This window comes from Allorhizobium sp. NPDC080224 (assembly GCF_050281005.1).
In the GTDB taxonomy this organism is placed as follows: Bacteria; Pseudomonadota; Alphaproteobacteria; order Rhizobiales; family Rhizobiaceae; genus Allorhizobium.
On the sequence record NZ_JBNNWJ010000001.1, the window covers coordinates 965,515 to 984,742 of the forward strand.

The following is a 19,228-nucleotide window of genomic DNA, read 5'->3' on the forward strand; positions in this document are numbered from 1 at the left end:
GTTGCCTTCCGGGCCTCTGGCTGTTCAGTCTTGGGACGCAATCAGTTGCGTGCGATGATTTCCTTTCCGGAAATCTTCATGGTTACACCCAGCTTGCCGGTCGTGCGGCGCACCAGGAAGCGCGGACGACGCTCGGCGAAATAGGAGTGGCGGCGACGCGGCTGCGTCTCCTTGGTGCGCACATCGCCGAGGTGCTCTTCGAGCGGGCGGGCAACGCCGTCGGCCTCGACCATCAGCATCGGGATGCGGAAGGCATCTGCCCAGCCGCGCCAGTCAGCGGCGATATCGCAGAGATCATGCGCGACCAGGAGCGGAATGCACAGATCCGGGTCCTCGTGATGCAGTTCGAGCGTCACGGTGACTTCGCCGTCGCCATGGTCGATGGCCCGAGCGGCAACGCCCTTGAAGGCGCGCGTTGGAAGAGCGAAGGAAAGCGGCAGGCCGCTACCCGGAAGGACCTTGCGCAGAACGGCACCGCGCTCGTCTATGGTGATTGTGACGTCGCCCAGAGCGCCCCGCAAAGCGTAAGTCACCTGCTGGGGGAACCGCGAGGGATCCAGACGCAGAGTGGCGCCGGCCCATGCTGGCTTCAAAACCGTGTTCGTCATCTTCATGCTACCCTTGTTTTACCCGAGAGCGCGTCATGTGCTCGTCTGTTCGGGACTTTTCGTCCTCTGTAGGGGCAAGATAGCCAGCCGCTGTTGGAGACAGCTTAAAAGACGCGGTAAAGAAAACCTTGCGCGGTCAAATGGTTAGTTTTGTCGTACCGGTCACGGTTTCGAAAAGGTGAAAGTCCGTATCGATCTGTTCCGACACGAAACGGATCCTGCCCGACTGGGCTGCGCATCGACATTAGAGCGCAGAAACAACCTGAGGCTTCTTCATGAATTCATAAAGCTTGAGGCAAGGAATTTGCGCCATACTGTGATTCGCGCGCGCTGTGTTCTCTAAGGAATTCTGATGGTCTCGACCTATCTGAGCTACAATCTCGTCAATCGTGACATCAAGGGGAGCATCAACCGCACCGCTTCCGATCCGCTCGTCGCGCGCCAGACCGAGTACTTTAAAGAGAACATCGGCAAGGTCACGACGCTTGAGGGCTTCCTCGACGACTACCAGCTCTATTCCTATGCGATGAAGGCCCATGGTCTCGAAGAGATGACCTATGCCAAGGCTTTCATGAAGAAGGTGCTGGAAAGCGATCTGTCGGATGAAAAGAGCTTTGCCAACCAGCTGACGGACGAGCGCTACCGCAACTTCGCCGCCTCTTTCCAGTTCTCGGCGGAAAAGACCGATCTGCAGACGGATTCCCAACAGGCAAGACTGCTGGAGAAATACGAAGCCTCGCTTGCCGCCCAGAGCGACACGCTGGAGGCCGAAGCCTTCTACTACGAGGCAGTGATCGACAACATCATCAGCGTCAGCGGTCTGGTCAACAACAGCCGCCTGATGACCTTCGCACTTGACGCCTACGGCATCGACGGCACCTATTACACCAAGGATCATCTGACCAAGGTGCTCACCAGCGACACCTCCGATCCGGACAGCTACGTCAATCAGATGGTCGCGAATGGTGCGGCCAATGCGTCGAAATTCCTCAAGCTCGCCCAGGCTTTCAGCTTCAATGCCGACGGTTCGCTGTCGGGCGCCACCGCCCAGACTGCCGCCCAGAAGGAGGCGACTGTCTCGCTCTATGTCAACGAAGAGCAGATCTATGTCACCGACTACTATCGTCAGCGTGAGCGCGCCTATTACGAATCGAAGATCTCGACCTTGACCTCGGTCGATGAGCTGACCGCCGATACACGCCTGTTCAACTATGTCCGCACGGCCTTCGAACTGGGCTCGATGACAGCCTCGACCTTCAAGCAGATTGTCACGAGCGACACCTCCGATCCAAACAGCTATGCCGCCACGAATGGTGGTGACGCCTGGGTCGCGATTGCCGGCAAGTTCAACTTCGCCAGCGATGGCACGGTGGAATCAGGCATGACTGCCCAGGGCTCGACCCAGCTCGCATCGACCCATTCCGGCTTTGCAACCTTCTATGACGACGCGGACGAAGAGCGTAAGGAAGCGCTCATCGATCTCTTCAAGACCAATCTGGCCAAGGTCGAAAACGTCGACAAGCTTCTGGCCGACACGACCATGCGTCTCGTCCTGCAGCGCACCTTCGGCTTCGAGGCCAACGAGTTCTCGACCCGCGACCTGAAGCGCGCGCTTACCAGCGATTTCACCGATCCGAACAGCTTTGCCAACAAGTCCAAGGACACGCGCCTGATCGAAATGTCGAAGCTCTTCAACTTCGATAGTGAAGGCAATGCCGGCGTGCCGCTTGCGCCGCACAACACGCTGACGGCGACAATGATCGCCAAGCAGTTCGTCATCAATGAGGTCCGCTTCCTTGATGCAAACGAGAAGACGGCCGCACGGGAAGCTGCGACCAAGAAGGCCGAGGTCTACCAGGAGCGCATCCAGTCGATCGGCACAGTCAAGGAACTGCTGGCCGATCGCGAAGTCCTCGATGTCGTCATCGGCGCCTATGGGCTCGATCCCAAGGACGTCACCGACGACTTCCTCAAGCAGGCTTTCGGTTCGGACCTCTCCGACCGCAAGAGCTTCGTCAATCAGCAGCCGGACAGCCGCTGGGCCGAACTCGTCGCTTCCTTCAACTTTGATGCCAATGGCAATCTCACCCGCGAGACGATGGGCACGATCCAGCAGCGCGGCGAGACCATGGAAACGGTCAACAAATATCTCCGGCAGACGCTGGAAGAGGCCGAAGGGGAGAGCAACGAGGCGGTGCGCCTGGCGCTCTACTTCCAGCGCGCCGCGCCCAACATCACCGATGCCTATGGCCTCATCGCCGACGACGCGCTCATGGCGGTCTTCCGGACGACCTTCGGCTTCTCGGACGAATTCTCCAACATGGATGTCGACCAGCAGGCACGGATCATCAACGAAAACCTCAAGCTCGCCGATCTCCAGGACCCGACCAAGCTGGAGCGGTTCCTGCAGCGTTACACGGCCATGTACGACACGCAAAACAATGTCGGAGCCTCTTCTGCGGCCACCATTCTGGCGGGCGGAGGCGGCACCATCTCGGCCGATCTGCTGTTCAGTCTGGCGCAGCTGAAGGCCTGATCACGCGGTTTCAAGGCGACCCGCCGGCCTCTTGTCGGCGGGTTTGTTTTTGACTATCGATATATCCCGAGAGATATATCGAAATGGAGTTCCCCGTGGTCCGGGTTCTGAAAACGGCAGTGGTCGCGGTCACCGCGCTGATCGCCGTGGCCGCAGCAAGCCTGCCCTTGACGGCGGCCCGCGCCGAGGAGCCCGTTACTGTCTTCGCAGCCGCCAGTCTGAAAGAGAGCATCGAACAGATTGCCGCCGCCTGGAAGCAAGCGGGCGGAACGGACGTGCGGCTCTCCCTGGCCGGCAGTTCGGCCCTGGCGAGGCAGATCGAGCAGGGCGCGCCTGCAGACCTCTTCATCTCTGCCGACCTCAAATGGATGGACCACCTGGAAAAGGCGGGCCAGATCAAGGCGGATACCCGGACCAACCTTCTCGGCAACCGGATCGTACTTGTCGCGCCGAAGGACTCGGCCGTGACCACGACCATCGCCCCTGGCTTCCCGCTCGCAACCCTTCTCGGCAGTGAGCGTCTGGCCATGGCCAATGTCGATGCCGTGCCCGCCGGCTCCTATGGCAAAGCGGCGCTGGAAAGCCTCGGCGTATGGGAGAGCGTCAAGGACAAGGTCGCCCAGGCGGAGAATGTCCGCGCTGCCCTGCTGCTCGTTTCCCGCGGCGAGGTACCACTCGGCATCGTCTACGAGACGGATGCCTGGGTCGACCCCAGTGTGAAGATCCTCGACCGCTTCCCCGAGGAGAGCCATCCCACCATTGTCTATCCGGCGGCGCTCACGACCGAGAGCGAAAACCCGCGCGCTGCCGACTTTCTCGCTTACTTGCAGGGCGCAGACGCCCATGCCATCTTCACCGCTGCCGGCTTCACCGTGCTCGCCAAGACCAACTGAAGCCAGAACCGCCATGACCAAGCATCCGGGATACCACATTTGACCCTGACGGCCGAAGAATGGACCGCGATGCTCTTGAGCCTGAAGGTCGCGGCGGTTGCCGTCACCTTCTCGCTGCCGCTGGGGCTGGTCGTTGCCTGGCTCCTGTCGCGCAAGGAGTTCTGGGGCAAGTCGCTTCTCAACGGCCTCGTGCATCTGCCGCTGATCCTGCCGCCTGTCGTCACCGGCTACCTTCTTCTCATCACCTTCGGCAGACGGGGCACGGTCGGCGCCTTTCTGGAGCAGAGCTTCGGCCTTGTCTTCTCCTTCCGCTGGACCGGGGCAGCACTCGCTGCGGCCGTGATGGGCTTTCCGCTGCTCGTCCGCTCCATCCGTCTGTCACTCGATGCTGTCGATCGCCGCCTGGAGGCCGCCGCCGCCACGCTCGGCGCACCACCAGCTTACGTCTTCTTCACGGTGACCCTGCCGCTCATCCTGCCTGGAGTTGCCGCCGGCGTCATCCTCGCCTTCGCCAAGGCGATGGGCGAATTCGGAGCCACGATCACCTTCGTCTCCAACATCCCCGGTGAGACCCAGACACTCGCCTCGGCAATCTACACCTATACCCAGGTGCCCGGCGGTGACCTCGCCGCCATGCGCCTCACCGTGATCTCAATCGTGCTGTCGCTCGGTGCCCTCATCGCTTCCGAGTTTCTGTCACGCCGCATCGCCGCCCGCGTGGGAGCCGCCTGATGCTGGAGCTGTCGATCCGCCATCGTCAGGGTGATTTCACGCTCGAGGCCGATCTCGTGTTGGGCGAGGGCCTGACGGCGCTGTTCGGCGCTTCCGGCTCCGGCAAGACGACGCTGATCAACATCGTCGCCGGCCTGATCCGACCTCAGGAGGGTCGCATCAGCTTCAACGGCGAGACCTGGAGCGATGCCTCGACCTTCGTGCAGCCACATCGCCGACGCATCGGTTATGTCTTCCAGGAGGGACGCCTCTTTCCGCACCAGACCGTTCTGCAGAACCTGCGCTACGGAGAACGCCTGCTTCCGCGCACCGAACGCCGAGAAGACCTCGACCGCATCGCGTCGCTCCTCGGCATCACCGATCTGCTCGACCGCCGGCCCTCCCATCTCTCCGGTGGTGAGAAGCAGCGCGTGGCCCTCGGCCGCGCGCTGATGGCAAGTCCGAAACTTCTCCTGATGGACGAGCCGCTTTCCGCCCTCGACAATGCCCTGAAGGCGCAGATCCTGCCCTATATCGAGCGCATCCGCGACGAATTCGGCGTACCGATCCTCTATGTCAGCCACTCCGTCGAAGAGGTGGCACGATTGGCGACGGCCGTCGTCACCTTGGACGCCGGCAGGGCGAATGCCGTCGGGCGCCCCGATGAGGCGCTGGCGACGGTGGCTCAGGCTTCGGGCGACCTTCCGGCCGGCAATTTCATCGAAGCCGAGATCACGGGGCATTACGAGGACGACGACCTCACGGAAGCGCTGTCGGCTGCCGGCCCGATCCTTCTGCGGCAAACCCCGCTACCGGTTGGCACCCGCGTCCGCGTTTTCGTTCCCGTCTCCGATATCGTCGTCGCGACCGAGGCAGGCGAGGGGCTTTCGGCACTCAACCGGCTCTCGGGTCATATCGTCGAGCTTGCCGAGCGCGACGGCGGCAGTGTGACACTGACCGTCGATTGCCACGGCCAGCCCCTAATCGCCGAGGTCACCCGGCGCTCGTGCCGCCAACTCGCCCTCGCGCATGGAATGCGGGTGCATCTGCTGTTCAAGACGGTCTCGATCGCTTCGGAAGGTCTGTTTCGCCAGGCTCCACGCTGAGGCCTCAGCCTTCGTCATCGCCCTTTCGACCGCCGGCGAACTCCACTGACTGCATGCTCTCAAGCCATGCGAGATCGGTCTGGAGTGCTTTCCGGCTTTCCGCATCCATGCGCCGGCATGCACCGAGCAAAGTCTCGCCGAACGGTGTCAGTCCGGCTCCACCGCCGCTTCTGCCGCCATGCCGGGTGAAGATCGACGGCTCCTTGAACATCCGGTTGATCTCGTCGGCTAGCAGCCAGGCCCGCCGATAGGACATGCCCATGGCGGCTCCTGCAGCGCGGATCGATCCGTGTTCTTCGATCAGCGAAAGCAACTGGGCCTTGCCCGGCCCCAGCCGCGCACCATTGGAAAGATCAATCCGCAGCGAAAGGCGAGGGGAGCCGGTCATGGGCTCAGCCGATCACCTTGCCCGGGTTCATGATGCCGGCGGGGTCGAAGGCCTGCTTGATGCGCCGCATCAGCTCGGTCTCGATCGCCGGTCGGCTCGCAGCCAATTCGTCGCGCTTCAGCTGACCCACGCCATGCTCCGCCGAAATCGAGCCCGTATGCTTGTGCACGACCGCATGCACGACGGCATTGACCTCGCGCCAGCGGCCAATGAACTCTGCTTTGTCGGCACCCACAGGCTGGCTGATGTTGTAATGGATATTGCCATCGCCGAGATGCCCGAAGGCGCAGATCCGTGCATCCGGCATCAGCGCATGCACGGCGGCATCCGCTTCCGCGAGGAAGGCCGGAATGCGCGAGACGGGCACGGATACGTCATGTTTGATCGACCCGCCCTCGGGCTTCTGCGCTTCGGACATGCTTTCGCGCAGATGCCAGAAGGCATCCTGTTGGGCGAGAGATGCAGCGATCGCCGCATCCGACACGAGACCTGCCTCGAAGGCCTCGGCCAGCAGCTCCTGCATCATCGTTTCAGCCGTCTCGGCCGAATCCGATGTCGAGATGTCGACAAGCGCATACCAGGGATGAACCGAGGTGAGCGGGTCGCGGACACCGGCAATATGCTTCGTCGTGAATTCGATGCCGATCCTCGGCATCAGCTCGAAGCCTGTCAGTGCCGAGCCGCAGCGCTGCGACGCCTTTTCCAACAGCTTGAGGGCGGCTTCCGGCGAGGTGAGCCCGACATAGGCCACCTGTCGCCCGCGCGGACGCGGCAGCATCTTCAGCACTGCGCCGGTTATGACGCCAAGCGTGCCCTCCGCACCGATGAAGAGGTCGCGCAGGTCGTATCCGCTATTGTCCTTCTTCAGCCGGCGCAATCCGTCCCAGATCTCGCCGGTCGGAAGCACGACTTCGAGCCCCAGGCATAGCTGGCGCATATTGCCATAGGCAAGTACGGCCGTGCCGCCGGCATTGGTCGCGAGATTGCCGCCGATCCGGCAGGAGCCTTCCGAGCCGAGCGACAGAGGAAACAGCCGGTCATGCGCCTCGGCCGCCTTCTGAACGTCGGCGAGGATCGCTCCGCCATCGGCCACGATCACGTCGGCAACCGGATCGACTTCCCGGATCCTGTTCATCCGCTCGAGGGAGAGGAGAACGTCCTGACCGTCTTCGCGCGGCACCTGTCCGCCGACGAGGCCCGTGCGGCCGCTGACCGGCACGATCGATGTGCCCGTCTCGGAGGCGAGCTTGAGGATGGCTGAAACCTCCTGGGTCGAGCCCGGCTTCAGCACCAGCGGCGAGGCGCCGTGATAGAGGCCCCGGTTCTCCGTCAGATAGGGTTTGATATCAGCAGTCGCGGTCAACGCATTGGCCTCGCCGACGATATCGACGAAGGCGCGCAGCCGGTCCGCAAGGCTCATGGTCACATTCATGCTTGTCATCCCTCCGTGCCACGCGGTGCTGCCGCCCGCATCAGCCGGTCATTGATCGCCTCGCCCAAACCCTCGTCGGGGATTTGCATGACGGCAATACCCGCAGCCCCGCTCGCGTCCGCGCGCTTCAGATAGTCGAAGAGATTGCTGGCCGCCTCGGTAAGGTCTGCCGTCGGGCTCAGGTTGAAAACCGCATGCGCGGCCGCCGCGCCGGATATGTCGCCGGGACCAAAGGCGATCAAGGCTTCCCGAGTGGACACCTCTGTCGCATTCAGCCGCACGGCAGCATTGGGCGCATAATGTGAAGCGAGCATGCCCGGCGCCTCGATCGCTGCCGTTCCAGACGTCTTTGGACGCATGACCGACTTGCCCGTGACGGCCTCAATCGCCTCGACCGCAATGCCGCCCGGTCGGAGCAACCGGATCTCGCTGTCCTCCACCTTCACGATCGTCGATTCCACGCCGACAGGGCAGGGGCCGCCATCGACGATCACCTCGATCTTCTGGCCGAGATCGGCGTCCACATGCTGCGCTGTCGTCGGGCTGATCCGCCCGGAGGAATTGGCGCTCGGTGCTGCAAGCGGTCGGCCGAGACTGCGGATGAGCTCTGCCGTAAATCCGACCGGGACGCGTATGCCGACCGTGTCGAGCCCGGCGGTCGCAAGCGGATGAATGCCGGAATTTTCCTTGAGCGGCAGAACGAGAGTCAGAGGCCCTGGCCAGAAGGCCTCGGCCAACTTGCTTGAGATCGGGTCGAACACGGCATAGCGTTCCGCCATGGCGCGATCCGCCATGTGGCAGATCAGCGGATTGAAGCGCGGGCGCCCCTTGGTCTCGTAGATGGACGTAATGGCAGTCGGATGGGTTGCGTCGGCTGCAAGCCCGTAGACCGTCTCGGTGGGGATCGCCACCGGAAGATGCCGCAGCAGCACCTCGGTCGCCGCCGCAATGGCCTCCGCCTTGTCCGTGTCGTGAGCGATCGGGATGATCCGCGCCATTTTCGAGAGCCTTCCAGTCTGCCTGCGATCGTCCTTATCGCGTGCGGAACGAGGCGGCAAACCTCTTTTTCAGCGCAGCCAGTGGCAGTTTCCACCCTAATTTTTAAAGGGGGAGGCGAAATCGTTCGAATTTTAACTACCGACGTAACCGAAAGAAAGAATTGTTCGCCTATGGTCCAGATAAGAGACGGAAAAGCCTCACTCGGGGAAATGGACAGATGCAGCAAGTCAAGAATCCGGCCGCCAGCATTGCGCTTCGTGTCGCGACCGCCATGCATCAGATGGGCATCGACGGTCTGCCGCGCAATTACGAGCTGGTCTACGAGGCCTACTCCGGCAGCAATCCCGAACTGGTGCGCGAGTTCATCGCGCTCGGCAAGGTGAAGACCCAGGAAGCCCTCGACGAACTCGGCCGTAAATATCTGCCGCATCACCATGAAGACGGGCTTCTGAGCCGCCAGAATGGCCAGGTTCGCGCCGAGATGAGCAATTTCATCAGCCTGCTGAACGAAGAGAAGATTTCGCTCACCGATTACGGCCGCGTCATCGGCCATGCCTCCAAGACCATCCTGACTGAAGCCGATCTCGAAGGCACGCCGCTCGGCCAGTCGATCAAGATGCTGAAGGCCGCGACCGAAAAGCGCGCCCACCAGAACAGCAATGTCGTGCGCGCGGTGGTCGACAAGACGGCATCGCTCGCCGACCTCCAGCGCGAGGCCGAAGAGGCCGAAGCCGCGAAGTTCGTCGATCCGGTTACCCGCCTTGCCTCCCGCCGCGCCTTCAACAAGGCTGTGGCCAAGATCTATGTGAATCCGGAAATGCCGGTGCTCTGCGGCGTCGCGATCGGCGAGATCGACGACTATGTCCGCATCCAGGAGCAGATGGGCCCGGCCGTTGCCGAGCGGTTCCTGATGCAGGTCGCCAAGGTTCTTGAAGCCGTCTCCGGTGGTGGCGATCTCGCCTGCCGCTTCGATGCCGGCCGCTTCGGCCTGCTGCTCTACACGTCGGACCAGGAAGAAATCAGCCGCGTCGTCGATCTCGTCCGCGCCAAGCTGAAGGCCACCAATTTCGTCGGCTCGTCCAGCGGCCCGCGTGTCGGCCAGCTGACCATGTCCTTCGGCATCTGCTATTCCGAACAGGCCCCGAACGCCTTCGACTTCACCAACTTCGCCGAAAAGGCGCTTGCCACCTCCAAGGCAGCCGGTGGCGACACCGTAACGATCTATGGAGCAAGCGACTATGTCTCGAAGGACTGGTTGCTCTACAAGAAGAAGCCGGTGGGCGGTTTCGGCGCCTGATACCAAGCGCCGATATCCACTTTCAAAGCTTTGCGATGATCTTCCTGAGCTCGGCGTCTCGTGCGCCGAGCATCAGCACGTTTCGCAGCGCCTCTTTCGGATCCACGGTCTGGAACAGCAGCCCGTTGTCGCGGACTGAACGGTCGATGGTCATCGACTTGGCCTCTGCTTCCGGCTTGATCGCCACGGCGAAATACATTCGTCCGTAATTCTGCTTGATCTGCTCGAAGAACACCTCTTCCCCACCGAGTTCGGCAAAGAAGTTGGCGATGTAGAAGGCCCATTTGACATCGGCATACTGCGCGAAGTTCGTGCGCGCCGCCGTCACGTGACAGTAGCCCAGATGCGGGCTGTTGTTCAGCGTCCGATGGAAAATGACTTTGGGAAACTTGATCGAGCGATGGAAGCCGTTGATCCGCTCATGGGTCGTCTCGGCCACCCGCTCCAGCCGCCGCCCGGTCCGCGCCGCAACTTCCTCATAGGAAAGATACCGGCGCTCGTCCGGCAGCCAGTCCTCGCGGCTGCGCGAGATCCGACCGGTTCTGAGAAACTCGGTATGGATGGCCTTCGAGGATGGCGGCGTTTTCGTTTCCGCTTTGGGGGTCGCGTAGTATCTGAGTTTCTGCATCTTGACGCTCTGACGGTACCCGGACTGATTGCTTGAGCTTAACGCAGCATGGTTAATCATGATTTGATGGTATTCTATATCAGCGAGGTTTCGCGAGGCTTGCCGCAGTGCAGTTCCTTGGTAGTTGCCTCGAATCGCCCGTTTGCGCCATGATTTCAGCCGCCAGAGAAACGCTGCCGCCGCACCTCCCCGAAAACAATGGGAAATTCCCGAAATCTCTCCCCTAGATCGCCATCTGTGCGATGTCGCAAACGATTTGGGCCGTGTCGTTCCGCAATGCAGCGCAGCCCCGCGCCCTGTGATTAGATGCAGGCAAGCTCGAGGTGCTGCCCTGCTAGGGAGGGTGGGAAATCGGGAAGCCGGTCAAAATCCGGCGCTGCCCCCGCAACGGTGGTGGAGAATGCGTTTTGGCACAAGGCCACTGGGGGCAACCCTGGGAAGGCGCCGACGCGGTCCGCAAATGGACCACTCCTGAGCCCGGAAACCAGCCTCGGCAGACGGACATTTGAGGTTGCGGAGGGCGACCGGAGATAGCCATGCACACCGCCTTCTTAAGGCGACGGCAGGCTGTGCTCTCTTCTCCCCCGAATTTTTGAAACACGAGGACGACATGGACCTGCAGGCCAACGTGCTGCGCCAGCTGAAGAACCGCCGCGAGGGTTTCTCCCTTGAGCAACCATTCTACATCGACCAGGACTATTTCAAGCTCGACATGGAGATGATCTGGTATCGCGACTGGCTGTTCATCGGCCATGACTGCGAGATCCCGCGCGCCGGCAACTATTTCACCGCCCAGATCGGCGACTATCCCGTCGTCATCGTGCGCGGCAAGGATCAGGTCATCCGGGCCTTCCACAACACCTGTCGCCACCGCGGCCACCGCGTCTGCACAAAGGACAAGGGCGCTGCGGCCAAGCTCGTCTGCCCCTATCACAACTGGACCTATGACCTCGACGGCTCGCTCGTCTTCGCCCGCCAGATGGGCGAGACGTTCGACAAGGCCGAATTCGGCCTGAAGACCGTGCATTGCGAAAGCGTCGGCGGTTACATCTTCGTCTGTCTCGCCAACGAAGCCCCTGATTTCGGCCCGATGCGCGCGTCCATCGAGCCATATCTCCGCCCGCATCGCCTGTGGGAAGCCAAGGTCGCCCACAAGAACACGATCATCGAAAAGGGCAACTGGAAGCTCGTCTGGGAAAACAACCGCGAATGCTACCATTGCGCCGGCAATCACCCTGAGCTCTGCCGCACGTATCCGGAAGCCCCGACCGCAACCGGCGTGCAGGGTGCCGGCGATGACCCGTTCATCTCGGAGCACTGGTCACGCTGCGAAGCCGCCGGCCTGCCGTCCGCCTTCAACATGGACCCGTCGGGTCAATTCCGCACCGCCCGCATGCCGCTGATAGAGGATGCCGAGAGCTACACCATGTCCGGCAAGCGCGCCGTCAAGAAGCCGCTCTCCGCCGATGTGCCGATCAGCCATATCGGCACCATGCTGCTCTTCCACTATCCGACGACCTGGAACCACATCCTCGGTGACCATGCGATCTCCTTCCGCGTCTTGCCGCTGTCGGCCGAAGAGACCGCGGTCACCACCACCTGGCTGGTCAACAAGGATGCGGTCGAAGGCGTCGATTACGATTTGGAAGAACTGACCCATGTCTGGAACATGACCAACGACCAGGACCGCTCGATCGTTGAGGAAAACGCTTTTGGTATCCGCTCGCCGGCCTATGAGCCCGGTCCCTATTCCGTTGATCACGAAGGTGGCGTCATGCAGTTCGTCGAATGGTATTCCAACTTCATGACGGGCCGCCTGCAGGGCGACAAGGCCCGCCTCTCGGCGGTGGCTTGATCATGAACATCGCCGTCACCCAGTATCGCCATGTCGACGAGATGCGCCCCTGGTCGGACCGGGAGCATCTGCTCGAATGCGTCGCCGTCACGCCTGAAGCCGCCGACGTGATGACGTTTACCTTCAAGCCCAACAAGCCGGGCCTGTGGTTCCGTTATCTGCCGGGCCAGTTCGTCACGCTGGAAATTCCGGTCGGGCCAGAGCCGGTCATGCGCACCTATACGCTCTCTTCCAGTCCCTCGCGGCCCTATACGGTCGCCGTGACGGTCAAGGCGCAGAAGGACTCGATTGGCACTCGCTGGATGTTCGACAACCTGAAGCCCGGCATGGCGCTGAAGGCTTTCGGGCCGCTCGGCGATTTCTCCTATGCGAAGCATCCTGGCGACAAGTATCTCTTCATCTCCGCCGGCTCCGGCATCACGCCGATGATGTCGATGACCCGGGACCTCAGCGACCGTACCCCGGACAGCGACATCACCTTCCTGCATTGTGCCCGGTCGCCCGACGACATCATCTTCCGCTGGGAGCTGGAAGCAAAAGCCCGTGACATGCCGAACTTCCAGCTCGGCTTCATCATCGAGCAACTGGGCCGCGGCCAGCTCTGGTCGGGGCTGAAGGGCCGTATCGACAAGGCCAAGATTGCGCTTCTGGCGCCTGACTTCCTGGAGCGCACCGTCTTCTGCTGTGGCCCGGCGCCCTTCATGGCGACCGTGCGCGAGGCGCTGGAAGGTGCCGGTTTCGACATGCGCAACTATCTGGAGGAAGCCTTCCAGCCGGTGAAGGCGGAGCCCCTGGTGGTGGTCGCCGATCATGGCGACGGCGAGCAGGCGACCAGGGTCACCTTTGCCATGTCCGGCAAGGACGGCCTCTGCGCGCCAGGCCACACGGTCCTCCAGGCAGCGCGTGCCGCCGGTGTCCGTATCGGGGCGGCCTGCGAATCCGGTCTTTGCGGCACCTGCAAGGTCATGAAGCTCTCGGGCGAAGTCGAGATGGACCACAATGGCGGCATCCTCGATGACGAAATCGACGAAGGCTACATCCTTGCCTGCTGTTCGCGGCCGAAGGGCGATATCGAGATCGAGGCCTAGCAAACGGCCACGCCACCAATTGACCTGGAAGATGGGGCGGAACCGGATGGTGCTCGCCCTTCCGCTTTTTTGCGCGATCTTGCTGCCCCTCAATCCCTTGCAGCGCATCCCCCAACGGGTTAGCATCTGCTGATGGAGGCTCGCGATCGCCGCATGTGATCGAACTTGGCCTCGGCCATCAGGGCCGGCCGGTCGAAGGGTGTCTCCGGGTCAAGGGGGATCACGCATGAAGCTTGTCTCTGCTTTTGCCTTCGCGTGCCCGGCTTTGGCCGGGGTCATGGGATCAGCGGCCGAAACCCGCGCCGGCGGCATCGAAGTCCGTATCTACGAGCGCCATACCAGCTACCGTCACTATGATCGCGTGACAGTCTACTCGCGGCATCACGTCTATCGTGGTCATGGACACCGGCTGCATCGGCCGGGCTATGTCTATCGCAACGGGCTCTGGATCTCGCCGCGCTCCATGCGGGCGGGTGTGATCGTCGACAGGCCGATCCCGCGCCGTCACGTCGTGCATTATGGTTCTGGCCTCAATCCGAAGCACTACAGTTGGTGCGCCGAACGCTACCGCTCCTATCACTGGCGCAGCAACAGCTTCCAGCCGTATCACGGGCCGCGCCGGACCTGCCTGTCACCCTATTACTGAGCCGTTCGGGAACAATTGGCCTCTCCCTCCGTTGACGGGCACTTGCGCGCGAGAACGGTCGCTGGAGCGATACGCGCGGAACGCGAAGCATGAACGGGACGTTAATCCTGAGTTCAGGCTAGCTTCGCTAACTTACGTCTCAAGGTCGAGGACCGGGCATAACAGTCCGTTTCGGTCGACCCTGATAAACATGCAGGGAGAAGCATCATGAAGACTGCATTGAAGACGACTGCCGTCGCCGCGCTCGCGTCCATCATGGCCATTACCGGTATGATCCCGGCCCAGGCGCAGGTCATCCGCCCGGTCGCACCGATCGCATCCACGACAGATGCCACCAATGTTCAGTACCGAGATCGCTATGATCGTCGTTATGACCGCCGTGTCGACCGTCGCATCGATCGCTACGAGCGCGCTCGCTACTACAATGGCCATCGTGGCTATCGTGAGCGCCGCGCCGGCTATCGTTACCACAACGGTTACTGGTATCCGCTCGCAGCTTTTGCGGCCGGTGCGATCATCGGCGGTGCGATTGCCCAGCCGCGTCCGGCTCCGGTAGCACCCCGCGCAGCGGGCCTCAATCCGCGCCACTATGACTGGTGCAATGCCCGCTACCGCTCCTACGATAGCCGCACCAACACCTTCCAGCCGTATAACGGCCCTCGCCAGCAGTGCCTGTCGCCCTATTATTGATCGACAGGGCCCACTGCTCCGGCTCCCACAAGGAGCCGGAAAGGGTTAACATCAAGCCGCCCCGGAGCTCGCCGCGGGCGGCTTTTTTACATTCCGATCCGTCTGTTTCCTAACGGAAAATTCGCCGCGTTAACCATTTGTTAACCAAATCGGCCGTACTTCTTTCGTCAACGATTTGTTTACATAGATGACCAAAGTGCTAACCGAACCTCGCTCCATCCGCATCAAGGGTAGATCCTTCCTGGCCGTCGTCCTGACGCCGGATCCGCCATTCGACGACTGGCTCGTCCGGCTCGATGATCTCGCGGCCCGTTCGGCCGGGTTCTTCCTCGGTCGTCCCGTCGTGCTCGACGTGTCAGACATCGAGATCGACCGTCCGCAATTGAAGGCGCTGATTGCCGAACTCGCGGCGCGCAATGTCTCGATCATGGGCATCGAAGGTGGCCGACCCTCGCTGGTCGAGCCAGGCATGCCGCCGCAGCTGAAGGGCGGAAAGCCTGCCGCAGACTACGAGGTGCCGCGCGAAGAGACGACCGAATCTGCAGAGACGAAACCCAAGGGCAAGGCAGAGAAAAAGTCTGTCGATCAGGCAGCCCCTCAGGTCGTCGTGCAGCAGAGCCCCGTCTCGGCGCCCTCCATGATCGTGCGCGAAACCATCCGCTCCGGTCAGTCGGTCATCTATACCCAGGGCGATGTCACGGTCATCGGTTCGGTCCAGTCGGGCGCGGAAGTAATCGCCGGAGGCTCCGTCCATATCTACGGTGCGCTGCGCGGCAGAGCGCTCGCCGGATGCGTTGGCAATGCCGACGCAAGGATCTTCTGTCGTAAGTTCGAATCCGAGCTGGTTGCGATCGACGGTGTCTACGCGATGACCGACGATATGGATCCAGAATTGAAGGGGCATCCTGTTCAGCTTTGGCTGGAGGGGGATGCAATCATGACAGAGAGAATGACGTGAACTTGAGCGGGGATAGACAGGAGAACCACATGGGCAAGGTGATAGTCGTGACATCCGGCAAGGGCGGGGTCGGCAAGACGACCTCGACGGCCGCTCTCGGTGCAGCGCTGGCACAGCGCAATGAAAAAGTCGTCGTCGTGGATTTTGACGTAGGCCTTCGCAATCTCGATCTGGTGATGGGCGCCGAGCGCCGTGTCGTCTACGATCTCGTCAATGTCATCCAGGGCGACGCCAAGCTGCCCCAGGCGCTGATCCGCGACAAGCGGCTGGAAACCTTGTTCCTGCTGCCGGCCTCGCAGACCCGCGACAAGGATAACCTGACCGCCGAAGGCGTCGAGCAGGTCATCAACGAGCTGAAGAAGTATTTCGACTGGATCATCTGCGACAGCCCCGCCGGCATCGAACGCGGTGCAACGCTTGCCATGCGCCATGCCGACATGGCCGTCGTCGTCACCAATCCGGAAGTCTCCTCGGTACGCGACTCGGACCGCATCATCGGTCTGCTCGATTCCAAGACGCTGAAGGCCGAGCGCGGCGAGCGCATGGAGAAGCATCTTCTGCTGACGCGCTACGACGCCAATCGCGCCCAGCGTGGCGACATGCTGAAGGTCGATGACGTGCTCGAGATCCTGTCGATCCCGCTGCTCGGCATCATTCCGGAAAGCATGGACGTCCTGCGCGCTTCGAACATCGGCGCCCCGGTCACGCTTGCCGACGCCCGCAGCGCGCCTGCCATGGCCTATTTCGATGCCGCCCGTCGTCTGGCCGGCGAGAACGTTCCAATCACCATTCCTGGCGAGAAGCGTGGCTTCCTCAACAAGATCTTCGCGCGGAGGGCCGCATGAGTATTTTCTCCCTGTTCCGCAAGCAGCGTTCCGCCCCGATGGCGCGCGAGCGACTGCAGGTTCTGCTCGCCCATGAACGGGCGTCGCTGGAAAGCGACCTGGTCGCCATCCTGCGCGAGGAGATCCTCGCCGTGATCGCCAAGCATGTCGAATTCGACCGCGATAAGGTGCAGATCAAGATGGACCGCGACGAAGACGTCTCGATCCTCGAGATCGATGTCGAGATCCCGCGCAACGCCCAGCGCCTCGCCGCCTGATCGAACAGGTCATCACGAATGAGAAAGGCCGCCGCCGGAATCCCGGTCGGCGGCCTTCTTCGTTTGGAGTGAGGGCAGGGCAGATCACATCCGCCCTGCCGACCGAACCGTCAGCCCACCAGAGCGTTGTCGTCGCGCTTGATCGCCACGATCGTCGAACGCGGCAGCTTGCCTTCTCCGTCCGGGAAGGGCGCGTCGGGATGCTGGATGCCGGCAAACATGGTGCGCTTGTCGGCAGACCAGGTGAGGCCGGTAACTTCCGAGCCCTTCGGGCCGGTCATGAAACGCTCAATGCGGCCAGTAACCGGGTCGCCGGCGAGCATCTGGTTGTTGCCCTGACCCGCGAACTCGCCTTCGTTCGAGTCTTCGCCGTCGGTCTGAATCCAGACGAGACCGGTCGAATCGAACATCATGCCATCGGGCGAGTTGAACATGTTGCCTTCGTTGATGTTCGACGAGCCGGCATAAGCGCCGTCCTTGTGCACGGCCGGATTGCCGGCCATGGCGAACAGGTCCCAGCTGAAGGTCGAATCGGTGTGGTCGTCATTGGCCGGATACCAGCGAACGATCTGGCCGTATTCGTTCTTCTCACGCGGGTTGACGGCGTTGACCGCCATCTCGTCGCCGCCGGCATTGGTGCGGAGCTTGCCGTCCTTGACTTCGCCGCGACGGCTGTTGTTGGTCAGGCAGCAATAGGCTTCGACCGCAACCGGATTGACCGCAACCCATTCCGGGCGGTCCATGGTGGTGGCACCAACCTTGGAGGCCGCCTGACGGGTGAACACGGCGATCTCGTCCGCCTTCATGCCGGTGGTTTCTTCGGTGAGAGCAAGCCACTCGCCGGTACCTTCGTCGGAGAACTTGGTGACGTAGAGCGTGCCTTCGTCGAGCAGCTTGGAGGTGTCGCCACCCGGGACATAGATCCCGTTGGAGACGAACTTGTAGAGGAACTCGCCACGCTCGTCGTCGCCCATATAGACGACCACGCGACCGTCGCGGGCGATGACCACGGCGGCGTTCTCATGCTTGAAGCGGCCGAGTGCTGTGCGCTTGATCGGGGTCGAGGAGGCGTCCGACGGATCGATCTCGACCACGTAACCGGCGCGGCGCGGTTCGTTCGGGTTCTTCGAAACGTCGAAGCGTTCGTCGAACTTCTCGTAGCCATAGCGGGTCTCGGCGACGATGCCGTAGCGCTTGTAGTCCTCAGGCATTTCGAACTCGGCATTGGTGGAGCCGAAGTAGCCGTTGAAGTTTTCTTCGCAGGTCAGGTAGGTGCCCCACGGCGTCTTGCCAGCACCGCAGTTGTTGAAGGTCCCGAGACAGTCAACACCATTGGGATCGGCAGCCGTCTTGACGAGCTCGGAGCCGGCAGCCGGACCCGAAAGCTTCATCGGCGTGTTGTGGTGGATACGACGATTGAACGGGCTGTCGACGACGATTGCCCAGCCGTTTTCGCCTTCCGCCACTTCCATGACGGTCACACCCTGCATGTTCTGCAGGATCTTCACGTCTTCGAGCGACTGCGGCATGCCTTCCGGCGCGTGCGGCAGGTTGGTTTCGTTGTTGACGTATTCGTGGTTGACGGCAATCACCTGGGCGCCGCCGATGACGAAGAGTTCCATGCCGTCGGTGTTCTCACCGAAAACCTTGTCGGAATTCTCAAGCGACACACCCTTCATCGGATCGATGTCGGAAGCCGTGGAGAACAGGGGCTCACCCCAACGGGCAAGCGGCTTCCAGTTGTAGCCTTCCGGCACATGGATGGTGTTGTCGGTCGCAATGTCGATCGGCTTGAAGGCGAAGCGCGAGGCGGCTTCCTGCGCCTTGGCCGAGGTTGAGCTCATCAGGTTGCCGACGGAGCCCATGGCAACGGCAGCCGAACCCATGGCCAGCACGCTAAGAAAACCGCGGCGAGAGATGGCGCGTTCGACGACGCGGTCGAAGTCGGTCACGGCCGGCGGCGGATTGTGCAGCTCGTCCCACTCGTCCCAGGAAAGATGATTGGTGTTGGTGTCGGTCATGGCAGAGCCTCCTTGTGGTTGAAGTCCACCCTCCGACTAGTCAGCGCGGGTAACAGTGATGTGACGAAAGCGGGGCAGGCCGATAGTTGTGAGAACGCTGAATTAGGCATTCCCGCGGAGCCATTGCCGGTCACCGTTTTAAGTCATTGGCGCATCTTGGCTTTGCTTCGGAGACTGCCGTTCTCTCCAGGAGCGAGGCATCGGGCCGCTCACGCATCTTTATTGCGGCGGCAATCGTCACCTCGACTTTCACCTCCATGGCACCGGGAA

General features: G+C 61.8%; 18 protein-coding genes and 1 riboswitch. Of the genes, 12 read left to right on the top strand and 6 right to left on the bottom strand.

Translation table 11 applies throughout. The annotated features are described in order from the left end of the window. Positions 1-41: 41 nt before the first annotated feature. Positions 42-608: a DUF6101 family protein gene (locus ACQKP1_RS04655; RefSeq protein ID WP_427276400.1), complete on the bottom strand. Its 567-nt coding sequence runs from the start codon at positions 606-608 to the stop codon at positions 42-44. Between the two features lie 352 nt (positions 609-960). Between ACQKP1_RS04655 and ACQKP1_RS04660 the strand changes: the two genes are divergently transcribed. From ACQKP1_RS04660 to modC, 4 genes are all read left to right on the top strand, one after another. Beyond that, the gene (locus tag ACQKP1_RS04660) at positions 961-3,144 is read left to right on the top strand and encodes a DUF1217 domain-containing protein (protein WP_427274372.1); all 2,184 of its coding nucleotides are present in this window, start codon (positions 961-963) and stop codon (positions 3,142-3,144) included. Positions 3,145-3,239: 95 nt separating this feature from the next. Continuing rightward, positions 3,240-4,037 carry a molybdate ABC transporter substrate-binding protein gene (gene modA, locus ACQKP1_RS04665; RefSeq protein ID WP_427274373.1) on the top strand — a complete coding sequence of 266 codons (798 nt, stop codon included), beginning with the start codon at positions 3,240-3,242 and terminating at the stop codon, positions 4,035-4,037. 39 nt (positions 4,038-4,076) lie between these two features. Further along, entirely contained in the window at positions 4,077-4,769 is a 693-nt protein-coding gene (gene modB / locus ACQKP1_RS04670) for a molybdate ABC transporter permease subunit (RefSeq protein ID WP_427274374.1), read from the top strand. After that, entirely contained in the window at positions 4,769-5,854 is a 1,086-nt protein-coding gene (modC, locus tag ACQKP1_RS04675; protein WP_427274375.1) for a molybdenum ABC transporter ATP-binding protein, read from the top strand. The genes modB and modC overlap by 1 nt, the downstream gene beginning before the upstream one ends. 4 nt (positions 5,855-5,858) lie before the next feature. On the opposite strand, the gene ACQKP1_RS04680 is transcribed toward modC, so the two are convergent. The 3 genes from ACQKP1_RS04680 to ACQKP1_RS04690 are packed head-to-tail and all read right to left on the bottom strand — an operon-like array spanning position 5,859 to position 8,672. Beyond that, positions 5,859-6,242 carry a winged helix-turn-helix domain-containing protein gene (locus tag ACQKP1_RS04680; protein WP_427274376.1) on the bottom strand — a complete coding sequence of 128 codons (384 nt, stop codon included), beginning with the start codon at positions 6,240-6,242 and terminating at the stop codon, positions 5,859-5,861. Positions 6,243-6,246: 4 nt separating this feature from the next. Next, positions 6,247-7,683, bottom strand: a complete 1,437-nt coding sequence (locus ACQKP1_RS04685) for an FAD-binding oxidoreductase (protein ID WP_427274377.1) — start codon at positions 7,681-7,683, stop codon at positions 6,247-6,249. After that, entirely contained in the window at positions 7,680-8,672 is a 993-nt protein-coding gene (locus ACQKP1_RS04690) for an L-threonylcarbamoyladenylate synthase (protein ID WP_427274378.1), read from the bottom strand. Before ACQKP1_RS04690 ends, ACQKP1_RS04685 begins: the two co-directional genes overlap by 4 nt. 218 nt (positions 8,673-8,890) lie before the next feature. Between ACQKP1_RS04690 and ACQKP1_RS04695 the strand changes: the two genes are divergently transcribed. Further along, positions 8,891-9,970: a GGDEF domain-containing protein gene (locus ACQKP1_RS04695; protein ID WP_006726692.1), complete on the top strand. Its 1,080-nt coding sequence runs from the start codon at positions 8,891-8,893 to the stop codon at positions 9,968-9,970. A gap of 22 nt (positions 9,971-9,992) precedes the next feature. Here ACQKP1_RS04695 and ACQKP1_RS04700 read toward each other — a convergent pair whose 3' ends face one another. After that, a complete protein-coding gene (locus tag ACQKP1_RS04700) occupies positions 9,993-10,598 on the bottom strand; it encodes a DUF6656 family protein (protein ID WP_427274379.1) in 606 nt (201 codons plus the stop codon). Positions 10,599-10,902: 304 nt separating this feature from the next. Next, positions 10,903-11,105, top strand: a riboswitch (cobalamin riboswitch). Positions 11,106-11,208: 103 nt separating this feature from the next. On the opposite strand from ACQKP1_RS04700, the gene ACQKP1_RS04705 reads away from it, so the two are divergent. From ACQKP1_RS04705 to minE, 7 genes are all read left to right on the top strand, one after another. Further along, positions 11,209-12,453, top strand: a complete 1,245-nt coding sequence (locus ACQKP1_RS04705; protein ID WP_427274380.1) for an aromatic ring-hydroxylating oxygenase subunit alpha — start codon at positions 11,209-11,211, stop codon at positions 12,451-12,453. 2 nt (positions 12,454-12,455) lie between these two features. Next, positions 12,456-13,541 (top strand): 2Fe-2S iron-sulfur cluster-binding protein, encoded by a 1,086-nt coding sequence (locus ACQKP1_RS04710; protein ID WP_427274381.1) that lies wholly within the window; start codon positions 12,456-12,458, stop codon positions 13,539-13,541. A gap of 226 nt (positions 13,542-13,767) precedes the next feature. Then, on the top strand, positions 13,768-14,187 hold the full coding sequence (locus ACQKP1_RS04715) for a BA14K family protein (RefSeq protein WP_427274382.1): 420 nt from the start codon (positions 13,768-13,770) through the stop codon (positions 14,185-14,187). A 207-nt stretch (positions 14,188-14,394) separates the two neighbouring features. Then, complete coding sequence (locus tag ACQKP1_RS04720) at positions 14,395-14,877, top strand: BA14K family protein (protein ID WP_427274383.1); 483 nt, start codon at positions 14,395-14,397, stop codon at positions 14,875-14,877. A gap of 187 nt (positions 14,878-15,064) precedes the next feature. Then, positions 15,065-15,835 (top strand): septum site-determining protein MinC, encoded by a 771-nt coding sequence (minC, locus tag ACQKP1_RS04725; protein ID WP_427274384.1) that lies wholly within the window; start codon positions 15,065-15,067, stop codon positions 15,833-15,835. Positions 15,836-15,864: 29 nt separating this feature from the next. Next, complete coding sequence (minD, locus tag ACQKP1_RS04730; protein ID WP_427274385.1) at positions 15,865-16,680, top strand: septum site-determining protein MinD; 816 nt, start codon at positions 15,865-15,867, stop codon at positions 16,678-16,680. Continuing rightward, a complete protein-coding gene (minE, locus tag ACQKP1_RS04735; protein ID WP_006726700.1) occupies positions 16,677-16,937 on the top strand; it encodes a cell division topological specificity factor MinE in 261 nt (86 codons plus the stop codon). The genes minD and minE overlap by 4 nt, the downstream gene beginning before the upstream one ends. A gap of 110 nt (positions 16,938-17,047) precedes the next feature. On the opposite strand, the gene ACQKP1_RS04740 is transcribed toward minE, so the two are convergent. Beyond that, the gene (locus ACQKP1_RS04740; RefSeq protein WP_427274386.1) at positions 17,048-18,958 is read right to left on the bottom strand and encodes a PhoX family protein; all 1,911 of its coding nucleotides are present in this window, start codon (positions 18,956-18,958) and stop codon (positions 17,048-17,050) included. Positions 18,959-19,228 lie beyond the last annotated feature (270 nt).

Excerpts from the sequence above, each read along its gene's own strand:
- ACQKP1_RS04715 (WP_427274382.1), top strand. The coding sequence starts at position 13,768 with ATGAAGCTTGTCTCTGCTTTTGCCTTCGCGTGCCCGGCTTTGGCCGGG.
- ACQKP1_RS04680 (WP_427274376.1), bottom strand. The coding sequence starts at position 6,242 with ATGACCGGCTCCCCTCGCCTTTCGCTGCGGATTGATCTTTCCAATGGT.
- ACQKP1_RS04740 (WP_427274386.1), bottom strand. The coding sequence starts at position 18,958 with ATGACCGACACCAACACCAATCATCTTTCCTGGGACGAGTGGGACGAG.
- ACQKP1_RS04705 (WP_427274380.1), top strand. The coding sequence starts at position 11,209 with ATGGACCTGCAGGCCAACGTGCTGCGCCAGCTGAAGAACCGCCGCGAG.
- minE (WP_006726700.1), top strand. The coding sequence starts at position 16,677 with ATGAGTATTTTCTCCCTGTTCCGCAAGCAGCGTTCCGCCCCGATGGCG.
- modC (WP_427274375.1), top strand. The coding sequence starts at position 4,769 with ATGCTGGAGCTGTCGATCCGCCATCGTCAGGGTGATTTCACGCTCGAG.
- ACQKP1_RS04660 (WP_427274372.1), top strand. The coding sequence starts at position 961 with ATGGTCTCGACCTATCTGAGCTACAATCTCGTCAATCGTGACATCAAG.
- ACQKP1_RS04710 (WP_427274381.1), top strand. The coding sequence starts at position 12,456 with ATGAACATCGCCGTCACCCAGTATCGCCATGTCGACGAGATGCGCCCC.
- ACQKP1_RS04720 (WP_427274383.1), top strand. The coding sequence starts at position 14,395 with ATGAAGACTGCATTGAAGACGACTGCCGTCGCCGCGCTCGCGTCCATC.
- ACQKP1_RS04700 (WP_427274379.1), bottom strand. The coding sequence starts at position 10,598 with ATGCAGAAACTCAGATACTACGCGACCCCCAAAGCGGAAACGAAAACG.
- ACQKP1_RS04685 (WP_427274377.1), bottom strand. The coding sequence starts at position 7,683 with ATGACAAGCATGAATGTGACCATGAGCCTTGCGGACCGGCTGCGCGCC.
- ACQKP1_RS04690 (WP_427274378.1), bottom strand. The coding sequence starts at position 8,672 with ATGGCGCGGATCATCCCGATCGCTCACGACACGGACAAGGCGGAGGCC.
- minC (WP_427274384.1), top strand. The coding sequence starts at position 15,065 with ATGACCAAAGTGCTAACCGAACCTCGCTCCATCCGCATCAAGGGTAGA.
- minD (WP_427274385.1), top strand. The coding sequence starts at position 15,865 with ATGGGCAAGGTGATAGTCGTGACATCCGGCAAGGGCGGGGTCGGCAAG.
- ACQKP1_RS04695 (WP_006726692.1), top strand. The coding sequence starts at position 8,891 with ATGCAGCAAGTCAAGAATCCGGCCGCCAGCATTGCGCTTCGTGTCGCG.
- ACQKP1_RS04655 (WP_427276400.1), bottom strand. The coding sequence starts at position 608 with ATGACGAACACGGTTTTGAAGCCAGCATGGGCCGGCGCCACTCTGCGT.